The sequence below is a fragment of the Pseudomonas lini genome (assembly GCF_030812475.1).
Taxonomy (GTDB): domain Bacteria; phylum Pseudomonadota; class Gammaproteobacteria; order Pseudomonadales; family Pseudomonadaceae; genus Aquipseudomonas; species Aquipseudomonas lini_A.
In genome coordinates, this window is record NZ_JAUSSR010000001.1 from 131,918 (window position 1) to 144,904 (window position 12,987).

14 protein-coding genes and 1 pseudogene are annotated in these 12,987 nt (G+C 60.5%); 6 read left to right on the forward strand and 9 right to left on the reverse strand.

The window, feature by feature from the left end; all coding sequences use genetic code 11:
* Nucleotides 1-37: 37 nt before the first annotated feature.
* Both J2W17_RS00695 and J2W17_RS00700 read right to left on the reverse strand, forming a co-directional pair.
* Entirely contained in the window at nt 38-265 is a 228-nt protein-coding gene (locus tag J2W17_RS00695) for a hypothetical protein (RefSeq protein WP_307327648.1), read from the reverse strand.
* A gap of 9 nt (nt 266-274) precedes the next feature.
* Nucleotides 275-691, reverse strand: coding sequence for a hypothetical protein (locus tag J2W17_RS00700; protein WP_307327651.1), 417 nt, complete (start codon nt 689-691; stop codon nt 275-277).
* 241 nt (nt 692-932) lie between these two features.
* On the opposite strand from J2W17_RS00700, the gene J2W17_RS00705 reads away from it, so the two are divergent.
* Entirely contained in the window at nt 933-1,499 is a 567-nt protein-coding gene (locus J2W17_RS00705) for a chalcone isomerase family protein (protein ID WP_307327654.1), read from the forward strand.
* Between the two features lies 1 nt (nt 1,500).
* Nucleotides 1,501-2,037 (forward strand): DUF3833 domain-containing protein, encoded by a 537-nt coding sequence (locus J2W17_RS00710; RefSeq protein ID WP_307327658.1) that lies wholly within the window; start codon nt 1,501-1,503, stop codon nt 2,035-2,037.
* 50 nt (nt 2,038-2,087) lie between these two features.
* On the opposite strand, the gene J2W17_RS00715 is transcribed toward J2W17_RS00710, so the two are convergent.
* From J2W17_RS00715 to J2W17_RS00745, 7 genes are all read right to left on the reverse strand, one after another.
* Nucleotides 2,088-2,579 carry a DUF2878 domain-containing protein gene (locus J2W17_RS00715; RefSeq protein ID WP_307327661.1) on the reverse strand — a complete coding sequence of 164 codons (492 nt, stop codon included), beginning with the start codon at nt 2,577-2,579 and terminating at the stop codon, nt 2,088-2,090.
* Nucleotide 2,580: 1 nt separating this feature from the next.
* The gene (locus J2W17_RS00720) at nt 2,581-3,840 is read right to left on the reverse strand and encodes an SAM-dependent methyltransferase (protein WP_307327664.1); all 1,260 of its coding nucleotides are present in this window, start codon (nt 3,838-3,840) and stop codon (nt 2,581-2,583) included.
* Entirely contained in the window at nt 3,815-4,627 is an 813-nt protein-coding gene (locus J2W17_RS00725; protein WP_307327667.1) for a DUF1365 domain-containing protein, read from the reverse strand. The genes J2W17_RS00720 and J2W17_RS00725 overlap by 26 nt, the downstream gene beginning before the upstream one ends.
* Nucleotides 4,624-5,871 (reverse strand): NAD(P)/FAD-dependent oxidoreductase, encoded by a 1,248-nt coding sequence (locus J2W17_RS00730; RefSeq protein ID WP_307327670.1) that lies wholly within the window; start codon nt 5,869-5,871, stop codon nt 4,624-4,626. The genes J2W17_RS00725 and J2W17_RS00730 overlap by 4 nt, the downstream gene beginning before the upstream one ends.
* 6 nt (nt 5,872-5,877) lie before the next feature.
* Nucleotides 5,878-6,627 carry an SDR family NAD(P)-dependent oxidoreductase gene (locus J2W17_RS00735; protein ID WP_307327672.1) on the reverse strand — a complete coding sequence of 250 codons (750 nt, stop codon included), beginning with the start codon at nt 6,625-6,627 and terminating at the stop codon, nt 5,878-5,880.
* The gene (locus tag J2W17_RS00740) at nt 6,624-7,046 is read right to left on the reverse strand and encodes a nuclear transport factor 2 family protein (protein WP_307327675.1); all 423 of its coding nucleotides are present in this window, start codon (nt 7,044-7,046) and stop codon (nt 6,624-6,626) included. Before J2W17_RS00740 ends, J2W17_RS00735 begins: the two co-directional genes overlap by 4 nt.
* A gap of 124 nt (nt 7,047-7,170) precedes the next feature.
* Entirely contained in the window at nt 7,171-7,617 is a 447-nt protein-coding gene (locus J2W17_RS00745; protein ID WP_307327677.1) for a PAS domain-containing protein, read from the reverse strand.
* Between the two features lie 174 nt (nt 7,618-7,791).
* Between J2W17_RS00745 and J2W17_RS00750 the strand changes: the two genes are divergently transcribed.
* The 4 genes and pseudogenes from J2W17_RS00750 (at nt 7,792) to J2W17_RS00765 (ending at nt 12,930) form a co-directional block, all read left to right on the forward strand.
* Nucleotides 7,792-8,697: a MerR family transcriptional regulator gene (locus J2W17_RS00750; protein ID WP_373459949.1), complete on the forward strand. Its 906-nt coding sequence runs from the start codon at nt 7,792-7,794 to the stop codon at nt 8,695-8,697.
* 391 nt (nt 8,698-9,088) lie between these two features.
* Complete coding sequence (locus tag J2W17_RS00755; RefSeq protein ID WP_307327682.1) at nt 9,089-9,433, forward strand: hypothetical protein; 345 nt, start codon at nt 9,089-9,091, stop codon at nt 9,431-9,433.
* 296 nt (nt 9,434-9,729) lie between these two features.
* Nucleotides 9,730-11,605: pseudogene (locus J2W17_RS00760) on the forward strand (EAL domain-containing protein).
* A gap of 224 nt (nt 11,606-11,829) precedes the next feature.
* Nucleotides 11,830-12,930: an ABC transporter substrate-binding protein gene (locus tag J2W17_RS00765; protein ID WP_307327685.1), complete on the forward strand. Its 1,101-nt coding sequence runs from the start codon at nt 11,830-11,832 to the stop codon at nt 12,928-12,930.
* Nucleotides 12,931-12,987: the final 57 nt, after the last annotated feature.

Sequence of the window (12,987 nt, forward strand, 5' to 3'; positions counted from 1 at the left end):
AGCGGCAGCCCCGGCCTGGACGACTCGGAATGCCCAATCATTGATCTGACTCATCACTGAGCTGATCAAGCGCTACAGCGGCGTTGGTCAGCGTGTAGTAGCCCAGCAATACTCCGTCCTGCAGATACATGAATGTCCTGGAGACGTTACGCTTTTCGTCCTGGCCAGCCTGCTGGGCAATGTATGTATTGAGGGCCGGATGCGCTTCGCAATCGAACGCAGCGCGATCAATCGACTTATCGAAGTCGACGGTGATGAAATCCATCGAAAGCCCTTAGCGCAAGGCAAGCAGGTTGCGGAGCGCCTTGTTGGGCTCAGGGGGATTGTCGAGCATCTGGTATGCAGTATCAGCATCGAGCACCGTCATACCCTCGAAATCAAAAGAGTCAGAAAGCTGAGCGGACTGATCGTGCACAACGGAGCGGACGGCGAGTGCGTCGACGACTTTTTTCAGATCGCGAAGCTCGCGCTCCAGATTCTGAAGATGCGGGACTCGTGGAGCGCGAGGGGCTTTGTATACGCCCGTTTGGCTCAGAGCACTGCCGGCAAAAGCCTTTGCGGCTTGTCGCTCAACCACTTCGTTTGCGCGCGAAGACACAGCCACAAAACGACCGTCATCGTGCCGGGCGATGACAGGCGCCTTCTTGGTTGCCGTTGTTGGCAGTGGTTCGTTCTGTGCTTGCTTAGTCACGGTGGCCTATGGAGATCGCTCCTATGCCGATTCTATTAGTTTTGTTTGAGGGATTTTCAGGGCAAAAGTCGCCTTCCACGCGGCAGCGCTGACCTGCGATAGCGCCAGCGAAGACGCCCGAGGGCCTTGGGCTGGGCACCAAATGCATACCCAAAAAAGCTGTACACGTTCTCTATTGATCGCGTAAAAACTATACATTGAGCTATTCTTGTATAGAATTTAAATAAAGGTCGAGACGTTGATGAACGTGGCTGATTCCAGACGCTTTCTCGTACATCGTCTGTCGAGATGCTGGCTCTTCGCACTGGTACTGGCCGTGCCTGCCTGGGCGGATTGGCGTCCCGCGCTGCCCGATGGGCGTCTGGTGGGCAGCGGCGACTTTACCTGGTTCGGCGTAAGTCTATACACCGCGCGGTTGTGGAGCGCTGGGTTGCCGCTGACCTGGGATCAGCCCTTTGCACTCGAACTGACTTATCACCGTGTGTTTTCCAGGGACACGCTGGTGGAGGCCAGTCTCAAGGAAATGCGTCGCATGGCAGGGGTTCGTCCAGAGGACTCAACTCTCCAACGCTGGTCCAGTGAAATGCGTGACGCCTTCGTCGATGTTCGGCCCGGAATGCGCATTACCGGGGTCTACCATCCAGGCTTTGGCTGCTCTTTCTTCGTCGACGGCCAGCTGCGCCGGCGGGTCGAGGACCCTGCATTCGCCCGCGCCTTCTTCGACATCTGGCTTGATCCGCGTACCCGGGACAAGCAACTGCGTCAACGACTGCTGGGGATGGCCGGGCCGGCGGAGGGAGGAGGTTGAGATGCGTCAAATACTGGTGCTGCTCGTTAGCCTGTTGCTGGTCAGCTGTAACAACGTTGGCGTGGAGCACTACGCAAGGGAGCGACCGGCCCTGGATCTGGTGGCGTTCTTCTCCCGGCCGGTAAAGGCCTGGGGTATGTTCCAGAATCGCTCGGGCGAGGTGGTCAAGCGTTTCCACGTCCAGATCGAAAGCCGCGTCGAGGGGCAACAGCTGATCCTCGACGAACGATTTCTCTACAGCGATGGCACGCGTCAGCGGCGCGTCTGGACGCTGGAACCGGCCGGGACCGGGCGTTGGCGTGGTCGTGCGGATGACGTCGTCGGAGAGGCTAGGGGCGAGGTCGCTGGCAACGCGCTGCGCTGGCGCTATCGCCTTGACCTGCCGGTTGACGGCAGGCATTGGGAAGTTGATCTGGACGACTGGATGTACCTGATGGACGAAGACACGATGATCAATCGCTCGAGCATGAGCAAGCTTGGCGTCGAGGTGGGAGAAGTGACCCTGTTCTTCCGCCGCCAGCCCTTGTCGCTTCCGTGAACCCTCGATGACGGGCCAAGGCAGGCGTTTGCGTTCCCGGGCAAACAGATTCATGAGCGGGGCGCGGCCATTCGCAGGATGAGCGGCATCCAGACCGCCCACAGTGGCGCGAGCAGCAGGGCCGTGCCAAGGGTGCCCCAAGGCAGGCCGACACCGGCCAGCGGTGCGCCGGCGAGGTAAGCCAGAGGTCCACCGCACAGGCCCAGTAGCGCCCCGTACCACACAGGGCGTCGAGCCCAGGCCAGGCTGTGGCGAAGCCCGCTGGCCAGCACCAACCAGAGCAAGGCCAGCCATAGGGGTAGGGGGTGCCGGGCAAAATCGAAAACTCCCAGCGCACCCAGGCCGGCATCCAGCAGCCAGCCTGTCAGCCCCACGCAGACCATTGCGGTTGCTTCGTCCCCCGGCCGTGGGCAAGCAGCCACATGCATCAACAGGCCTGCTACCACCGGCAGTAGCAGCCAGGGATGCCGCTCGCTCAGCACGCAAGCCCACCAGGCGGCCTGCATCCATAGCGCGTTACCGATCAGCCAGGCCCGGCTCAAGTCAGGCGGCCGGCAGTGATGCGCGGCGGGCGGCCGGGGCTGCCCAGAGCAGTTGCGCGACGCCGATAGCGCGCTCCTCGAAACCGCCTTGGCAGTAACACAGATAGAACTCCCAGAGGCGCTGAAAGGTGTCGTCATAGCCCAGCTCCACCAAGGCGCTGCGCGACTGACGCAGGTTGTCGCGCCAGTGCTGCAGAGTCCGCGCATAGTCCAGGCCGAAGTCCTCCATGTGCACCAGGTTCAACGCGGTGTGGCGACTGGCAGCCTGCAGCATGACGCTCAAGGAGGGCAGGGCACCACCGGGAAAGATATGACGCTGGATGAAATCCACCGACCGCTGGGCCTGCTCATAGCGCTGGTCGCGGATGGTGATGGCCTGCAGCAGCATCAAGCCGTCATCCTTGAGCAGCGAGGCGCAGCGGCGAAAGTAAAGCGGCAGATAGCGGTGCCCGACCGCCTCGATCATCTCGATCGAGACCAGCTTGTCGAAGCGTCCGCCAAGGTCGCGGTAGTCCTCGCGCAGGACGGTAATGCGCTCTTGCAGGCCAAGATCGCGGACGCGCTGCAGGGTATGGGCGTACTGCGCCTCGGACAACGTGGTGGTGGTCACCCGGCAGCCGTGGCGGGTGGCGGCATGGATCGCCAGGCTACCCCATCCGGTACCTATCTCGAGCAGATGATCGTCGGGGTGCAGCGCGAGTTTGTCGCAGATACGCTCGAGCTTGTTCAGTTGGCCCTGCTCCAGGCTCTGCTCCAGACTGTCGAACATGGCTGCCGAGTACATCATGGTCGGGTCCAGCAGCCGCTCGAACAAGGCATTGCCCAGATCGTAGTGGGCCAGAATGTTGCGCCGCGAGCCGCGCCGGCTGTTGCGGTTGAACCAGTGCAGCAGGCGCAGGATCGGACGGCCCAGGCGCGCGATCCCGCCTTCAAGGGCGTCGAGCACCTCAAGGTTGGCAACGAAGAGGCGGGTGACCGCGGCCAGGTCCGGACTGCGCCAGTAGCCGTGGATGTAAGCTTCGCCGGCACCGATCGAGCCGTTGGCCGCCACCATGCTCCAGGCTGCCTCGTCGAAGATCTCGACCTCGGCATGCAGTGCGCTGCCGGCATCGCCGAACAGCCACTGCCGGCCTTTGCAGATCAGGCGCAGACGGCCTTGGCGCAGGTTGCGAAGTTGAGTGAGCACAGCGCTTCTGGCCAGGCCGCCGAACAACGGTGCCAGGCCAAAGGATTTGCTAACGCTCAGAGTTGGATCGGACATGCTCGGACTCCTCGGGGACAGGGTGGCCAGGGTTTTGGCTGCTCTGACGGGTCGTGTGGGCGTAGAGCGGGGTGCGCTTGAGCAACAGGCGCATGGCTTGCCAATAAATGGCGCCGAGGGTGCGCAGGCTCATCCAGGGGAAGGCCAGTACGTGGCGTCGCAGTGCGGCGGCATCCAGTGGCTGGCGGCGCAGGGCCAGGTCGGCCTCGAAGACTTTTTGCCCTTCGCGGCGGTTTTCCATGTGGATGCGCAGGTGCTCGCCATCGATGCGGAAGCGCATGTGGTACTGCATGTCCATCGGCAGGAACGGCGAGACATGGAAGGCCTTGGTGACCGAGAATTGCCGGGGCTGACCGGGCAGCACCGGCAGCACGTAGTGAAAGCGCTCACGCCAGGGGGTGTTGCGGACTTCCAGCACAATCGCCGCCAGGAGCCCGTCGCTGTCGTGGCAAAAATAGAAACTGACCGGATTGAATGAAATCCCCCAGCTGCGCGGCTGGGTCAGTAAATGTATGGCGCCTTCCGGCGCCTGGCCCAGGGCATTGGCCACCACTTCGCGCGCCGCGTCCTTCAAGGGCATGCCGCGACGGGTCCAGGCTGGCAGGTAATCTGTTTCTCGCCAGCACAACGGCGCCAGGCGAGAAGCGCCGAGCAGCGGGGACAGGCCCAGCAGCTGTTCCTGTTCGTCCAGGTCCAGGTAAAACATGCCGCTGCGATAGCGGAATCCATGGAACCGCGGCGCCAGACGCCGGTGGCTGACCCAACCGTAGCAAAGGCTGCTGTTCACAGGCGTTCCCCGAACCTTTGGGCGACGTCCAGTGCGCTGACCACGCCATCCTCATGGAAGCCGTTTGCCCAATAAGCGCCGCAGAAGTAGCTGTGCCGGTTTCCTTGTAGTTCACCCTGGCGCGCCTGGGCCGCCATGGCGGCAAGGCTGTATTGGGGATGGGCATAATTGAAGCGTGCCAGCACCTGCGACGGGTCCACGCTATCGCCCTGATTGAGGCTTACGCAGAAGGTCACCGGGGCGTCGAGGCCTTGCAGAATGTTCATGTTGTAGGTCACGGCCGCCGGGGCGTGGGCGGGTCCGCCGAGGCGATAGTTCCAGCTGGCCCAGGCCTTGCGCCGGCTGGGCAGCAGGCGGGTGTCGGTGTGCAGCACTACTTCATTGGCGGCATAGGTGAGGGCGCCAAGCACCTCGTGCTCGGCGCTCGTCGGTTTCTCCAGCAGCGCCAAAGCCTGGTCGCTATGGCAGGCGAACACGACCTTGTCGAAGCGTTCCTGGCCTGCGGCGCTGGTTATCTCCACGCCAGCGTCGTCCCGGTGGACGCTCATCACCGGGCAATTGAGCCGAATGCGTTCGCTGAAGGTCTTGCACAACGGCTCCAAGTAGCTGCGCGAGCCCCCTTCGATCACTCGCCACTGTGGCCGCCGGGTGATCGAGAGCAGGCCATGGTTACGAAAGAAACGCACGAAGAAGTGCAGCGGGAAGCGCAGCATATCGGCCCTTGATACCGACCAGATGGCTGAACCCATGGGGACGATGTAGTGATGGATGAAACGCTGCCCGTAGCCTCGTGTTTGAAGGTAGTCGCCAAGACCCATGCCGGGCGCGATTCGGTGGCCGTCAAGGTCGGCCACCGCCTGCCGGTTGAAGCGCACGATATCGCGCAACATTCCCCAGAAGCCCGGCGACAGCAGATTGCCGCGCTGGGCGAAGAGGGAGTCCAGGCTATTGCCGTTGTATTCCAGGCCGCTGTCCGGATCGTTCACGGAAAAGCTCATCTCGGTCGGGCGCGAGACGACTCCCAGGCGATCCAGCAAGCGAATGAAGTTGGGGTAGGTCCAGTCGTTGAAGACGATGAAACCGGTGTCCACGGCATAGCGCTGGCCGTGCCATTCGATGTCGACAGTATGGGTATGACCGCCGATCCAGTCAGCGGCTTCGAACACGGTCACCTCGTTGCGACGTGACAGCAGATGCGCACAGGTCAGCCCAGAGATCCCGCTACCGATGATGGCGATACGCATGTGACGCTATTCCTGTTCGGTTCGCGCCAGGCGACGGCCCAGTGCCAGGCGCCAACGCGCTGGCAGGGCGCCGAGCAGGCGCAGGACGAGAGTGAAGAGGCGAGGAAAGTTGATCTCCAGCGGACGTCGCGTCAGGCGCGCGAGGACGTGCTGCGCGGCGCGGTCGGCGCTCCAGAGTTGTGGCATGGCAAAGGCGTTGCGCCGGGTCAGGGGGGTGTCGATGAACCCCGGGCTGACCAGCGTTACATCGATGCCTTCGGCGTATAGATCCAGGCGCAGGGACTCGACCAGATAACGCAGGGCCGCCTTGGAAGCGCCATAGGCTCCAGCCCGCGGTAGCGCCAGCCAGGTCACCGAGCTGCCGATCACTACCAGGTGTGGTCGTTGCCCGCGGCGCAGCAGGGGAAGGGCCGCCTGCAGGCAGTAGCTGGCCCCCAGCAGGTTGGTGCGCATCACACGCTCGACTGTCTCGGCCTCGAACAGGCCCGGCACAAGATATTCGCAGGTGCCGGCGTTGAGGATCACCAGGTCCAGCGCGCCCCACGCATGCTCGATTTCCTCGCAGATAGCCGCGACCTGTCGTGGGTCAGTCACGTCGCCGGTAGCAAGCAGGGCCCGAGGGTGGCGCAGCACGAGTGGCATTAGTGCCTCCGGGCGCCGGCCACCCAGGGCTACGTCATGGCCTTGCTCCAGCAGCCGTTCAGCAAGGGCCGCACCGAGGCCGCTGCTGGCGCCTGTCAGCCAGCAGCGACTCATGCGAGCCTGCCCTTGAGCCAGCCAATCACCCCGCCAAGAACCGGGACGTGCTCGTAGAGCAGGGCGCCGGCATCGAAGTAGTCGTGGTGTAGGTAGACCTGTTGCGCCCAGCGCAGGTGGCTGCAGCCTTGCAGACTGATCGGCTGGCCGCGGGATAGGCGTGGATGACGCAAATGCAGGTTCCAGCGCAGGTAACCGTGGCCAGGCGCGGTTTCATCCACGTCAAGGAGGTCGTAGCGGATATCCTCGACGTTGGTGTACAGCTTTTCAAAGTAACTGCGCAGTGCCGGCAGGCCGTCCAGCTGATGCAAGGGATCACGAAACTGCACGTCATTGCTGTAGAGCTCGCCCAGTCGGTGCAGGCTACCAGCGTTCAGCGTTGCGAACGTGTCAGCGAAATGGCGGAGATACGCGGACATGGCAGGCTCCAGGAAAAATTGTACAAGTCGATAAAACTGTACAGGTTTACCTGAAGACTACGTCGAAAATTGTACAAGTCAATATGCTTGTACACTTTTTGTGTCGGTCGTAACGTAACGGGTATCAGCCACCGGTCTTGGTCAGTTGACGCCGCAACTCAGCCACTTCGCTCTCAAGTGACTGGATCCTTTCCAGGGCGGCAATCTTGTCGCTGACGTCGTGCTGTATGCCGATGTAGTACGTCAACTGGTCGGCCTCATTGTGCACGGGCGTGATCGACAGCTCGTTCCAGAACGGGCTGCCATCCTTGCGATAGTTGCGCAGCACCTGACGGCAAGGCTGACCGAGGCGGATGGCGTCGCGGATGGCCTGCAGGCCAGCCTGGGCATGATCGTCTGCCTGCAGGAACCGGCAATCCTGATAGAGAATTTCGTCGGCACTGTAGCCAGTCAGGCGCTCGAAGGCAGGGTTGGCATAGATGAGGATGCTGTCATTGCCTTCCTGCTCGGCCACGACGATGCCGTCATTGGAGGCTTCGACCATCAGTTGCAGGAGTTTGGCGTCAATCATGGGCTGGGCTCGCTGGGGTTCGCAGGTTTGCCCCACAGCGTAGTCGTCAGCGACAGCCATGCCTAGATGGCAGGGCGCAGGGACCGGACATCGATGGATGCTGGTTAAAACGTGTCATGCCTGGTTTAGAATGCCGACACACTCAGGAGGCGACAACTTTTAATGACCGAGCCCATCGAATCCGCCTCCGACGACGTTTTGCTCCCCATGCGGGAAGTCGCCAGCCTGACCGGCGTCAACCCGATCACCTTGCGGGCCTGGGAGCGCCGCCACGGGCTGATCCGACCTGTACGCACGGTGGGAGGGCATCGCCTGTATTCGCAACAGGACATCGAACATATCCGTAGCATCATGCTCTGGACCAGCCGGGGCCTGCCGATCAGCAAGATAGGCGCATTGCTCGTCCAGCAGCAGAACACACCCGGTATCGCTGCATCAGGCTCGGCTGAAGCCCCCCTGGTCCAATGGCAAGAGGCCGTTCATCGCGCCACCCAGGCTTTTGATGGCGCCGAATTGGAGCGCCTTCACGGGCAACTGTTCACCATCTACCCGAAGGCTACGGTGCTGGAGGCTATTCTGCTGCCGGTCTGGCGCAGCCTGGTATCCGGCAATGCTTTCGGCCGCCGCAGCCAGTGGCTGTTCCTGGACACCTTCTTGCGTGCGCGGATGTTATTGCGACTGCAGATGAACCAGCGCAACGGTGCTTGCGTGCTGCTGGCAGACGGCTCGGGCCATACGCGCGAACTGGAGCTGTTGTGTGCCGGCTTGTCGATGAGCAATGACCAGCTGCGCATCGAGGTGCTGGGCACCGGCCAACCCCTGGAAGAACTGCCGTTGCTGTGTAAGGCGATTCAGCCCGCCGCGCTGGTGTTATGGGTCCAGGTGCCACTGCAGGCAGATGCGCACCAGCGCCTGCGAGCCCTTCAAATGGGCGTTACGTGCCCAGTGGCGTTGGCCGGCGATGCAGCCGCCGCTTCGTCGACAGGGTTGCGTGGTTCTTCGATTGCCATTTTGGGCAATGACGAAGCGAGCATTTTGCCCAGGCTGGAAGCCTTGGTAAGAGGGACACTGCAAATTTGAATCCGGTCGTTCCAGCTAAGAAGGCTTGTCTGAAACTGCATTGTAAAACTCGGCCAGCTCCTGCCAAGGGTTGGATAGAGAGCCTGACCTTGAACACTGGGAGATGTGAGGGAATTTGAGTTCTCTGTCTGACTCGGACTGCTCTGCCCTGCAGTTTCTGCAGACGATCCTTGTTTGCGAAAGGATCCAGTTTCCGTGCCATGCAACGAGTTTCTCGGAAGGTGTCATGGCCAAAAAACCTCTACAAGAGCTGTACGGATTTTACTGTATTGCAGAGGTTTCATCTATTTCAATGGGATTGTCCGCTGTTCGACGGGCGAAGTCGGTGACCCTCCAGCTCGTTAGCTATCATGCAATACAAAGCCCAAATCATTAGATGACGGGGATATGCATGAACAGATGGCAGCGGCTGTGGTGGGTCGTAAAGCTGCTGGCAGCCCTTGCGGTCGGCCTGTACGCCGCTGTCCAGGCTTCTCGCTACATGCTGGAAAGCCCTGACGCAGCGCAAATTCACCCGTTGAGCATTCTGGTTGTCGGACTGATCTTCGGCTTCGCTACTTTCGTGCTGCTCTCACTGCTCGGATGGATTGCAAGACTTTTCCTGCCTTTCCCTGATCCGGTTAACCCCAGAGCAGAGGTTAAGCCTCAAACAACGCCTGAGGAAGGTGCGCCGCCGGTACCCGAATCTCCTCCGACCCTGTCAGCAGATGATCCAGATCAACAGAAAGATCATTGATTTTCGGATTGACGTCACCTTTCCAACGAAGCGGGTACGTTGAGGCTATGCTCATCGCTATTGCAGGCAATGCATGGGTTTCAATTGCCGGTCGCCAAGGAAAGGAATCTGTATGTGTTTAGTTCTTCATGCCTGGTTCTATTATTGGAATGGCCGAATGGGCAGTCTGGTAACGCGTGTCGATCGCACGTTGCACAACTCTTGAGGATGATGGCCGGAAACATCGTGCCGCCTCCTCCCACTGTCGCCGCAACTCTAGCAATCGAAGACTCGCACCGTCCGGTGGAGGTCGCGAGATGACCCCATCGTTAGCTGTGACTAATCGGCGCATCCTGATTATTGACGACACGCCTTCGATCCATGAGGACTTTTTCAGGATCCTCGGCCCCGACTCCGCGAGTGTGTTGTCTCTGGCCTGTTCCGAAGAGGCGTTGTTTGGTACGGCGCAGCCCGCGCGACCGACCTTCAGCCTCGACTCGGCTTACCAGGGCCAGGAGGCCCTGAAGCTGGTCGAACGGGCCCTGGCCGAAGGCCGGCCTTACGCCATGGCATTCACAGACATGCGTATGCCGCCCGGCTGGGACGGCCTGCAAACCATTGAACAGTTGTGGAGAGTTGATCCGCACCTGCAGATCGCACTGTGCACCGCTTATTCCGACTACTCTTGGGAGACCATGGCGAAGCGCCTGGAACTCGATGATCAGTTGTTTATCCTGAAAAAGCCCTTCACTGCCCTGGAAATTTTCCAGATGGCCAATGCTTTGACCTGGAAATGGCAAGTGGCTCGGAACGCGTTGGCCGAAACGCTCAGCATTGAGCTCGGCAATGAGGCACACGCGCAGGAGTTACTGAGAATTTCCCACCTGCTCCAGTACGATTTACTGACCGAACTGCCCAATAGCACCTTACTCAGGGACCGTTTGACCCAGTCGATTTTGCTTTCCAGGCGCCACAACAAACAGCTGGCGGTGATGTTTCTTGGACTCGATCGTTTCAAACGCATCAACAATGCCCTTGGCTACCCGATCGGCGATGAAATGCTCAAGTTGGTCGCTCAGTGCCTGGTCAATACCGTGCGGCAGTCGGATTCGGTGTTTCGCTATGGCTCCGATGAGTTCGTTCTTATCCTGGCGGACATTCATCATCCCATGCAGACCAAAGGCATTGCGGAGAAAATCCTGACCGCGTTGAGTGTTCCGCAACGTATCGCAGGTCATGATCTGAGCGTGACCGCTAGCCTGGGCATCAGCATCTATCCCGACGATGGTGAAGAGGCCTTGGCGCTGCTAAAGAAGGCGGAAACCGCCATGCGCAGCACCAAGGAGCGCGGCCCGAACGATTTCAGCTTTTTTATCGAGGACATGAACCAGCGTGCCCGAGAACAACAATACATCGAGTCGGGTATTCGTCTGGCCCTGGAGCGCAAAGAGTTCGCGCTGCACTACCAACCGAAGCTGGATCTGGAAAGCGGCAAGATAGTGGGTGCCGAAGCCCTGATCCGCTGGCTCCATCCGCTGCGAGGCTGGGTCTTCCCCGCCGATTTCATTCCTATCGCCGAGGACAGCGGCTTGATCGTTCCGCTGAGCAAGTGGGTACTGCGCGAAGCCTGCCAGCAAGCCCGTACCTGGCAGGTGAGCGGCCTGCCGCCGATCTGTGTGTCGGTGAATATTTCGGCCATCGACTTTCGCCAGCGCGGCTTTCTCGAAGGTATTCAGCAGGTGCTGGAAGATACTGGCCTGGAGCCCAGCCTGCTTGAACTGGAAATCACCGAAAGCGTGCTCATGCAAAACATCGATTCGACCATCGCGATGCTGAAGACCATCAAGGGATATGGGGGTACGGTTGGCTATCGATGACTTTGGTACCGGTTATTCAAGCCTGAGCTATCTGCGGCACTTACCCATTGATGTGTTGAAAATAGACCAGTCGTTTGTGCGCAACCTGAACACCGATAGCAATGATGCCGCCTTGGTCAGCGCTATTATCAGCCTGGGTAAAAGTCTCAATTTGAACGTGATCGCCGAAGGCATAGAAACCAACGAACAGTTTGAATTTTTGAAGGCTCACCAGTGCGAGGAGGGCCAAGGCTACTATTTCAGCAAGGCAGTGGACGGCCCGGCGTTTGCCACACTACTGAAGATTAACAGGGTGAACGCTGCACCTAATGAGTAATCCGAATCGAAGCTTCTCTCTGGCGGCTTGACCCAGTCAGCACCGGGTCAACCCTCGCGCGTGCTCCGTACAGGGAGACGCCCAATGCCTGCGCCAAACTTCACATGGCCGGCGATCTTCAGTCTGCAGCCCGACTTCTTCAACCAGATCAGGCAATAGGTCGAGGCTGCCGGCAGGTGCAAGTGGAGGACTGGTGGTAAATCCCGAGCACAATGGAGAACAATATGGACATTAGACCGAGCCAGAAAATCTTGCGGCGCTTCGCCGGCTGCCTGACCGGACTGGCGATGGTTGTCGCCAATCCGGCCCAGGCTGCCGACGGCGGCATCGCCGGTGGCCCTACCGCAAGCAATCGCATCGCCTTCAGCAACTCCTACGAGGGCAGCGATTTTCGCAAAGTGATGGTGCGCAACTGGCAGGAGGTTGTGGCCCAAGCGCAAAAGGATGGCTTGATCCGGGAGGCACCGGTGGCCAGCGCCAACAATTCGGCGTCGGAACAGGCGGCCCATATCCAGGACATGATCGTCAAGGGCGTCGACGCCATCGTCATCCTGGCCGCGTCCGACACGGCCCTCAACGGGGTGATCAAAGATGCCTGCAACGCCGGCATCGTGGTGGTCGTCATGGCCAGCCTGGTCACCGAACGCTGCGTCTATACCGTGGACTACGACTGGTCCGCCATGGGCCGCGTGGAAATGGATTATATCGCCGAGCGCCTCAAGGGGAACGGCACGCTGCTGGAGATCCGCGGCATTGCCGGTGATGCTACGGATAAAAACATCAGTGCCGGCATTCGCAAGGCCGCCGGCGACTATCCAGGCCTGAAATTCGCCAAGACTGTATATGGGAATTGGACGGCTTCTGTGGCACGCAAGGAGGTGGCGCTGGCACTGCCGTCGCTGCCCCACATCGATGCCGTCGCTACTCAGGGGGGGGATGGTTATGGCGCGGCCATGGCGTTCAAGGCGGCGGGACGCCCCTTGCCGATCATCGTGATGGGGAACCGTCAGGACGAACTCGCCCTGTGGAAACAGGAACGCGATGCCAACGGCTACGAGACCGTCTCTGTCTCTGCCACCCCGAGCGTTTCCCAAGTGGGTTTCTGGGTGGCCCAGCAGATTCTGGCGGGCAAGCAGGTGCCGAAGTTCGTCGAGGTGCCGCTGGTACGCATCGATGCTAAAGACCTGGATGCCTGGCTCTCCACCATGCCGGTGGGCGGCGCCGCCAATCCCTATTACAGTCAGGCTTCCGTCGCGGCGATGATCGACGCCGCCGTCAACCATACGGCGGCGCCGACGCCTCTGCCGGAGGTGGTGAAGCAGTAGCGGCGGGCGAGGCGCCATGTTGACATTCAAACCAGCCAGGAGCAGGCCCATTGCCGT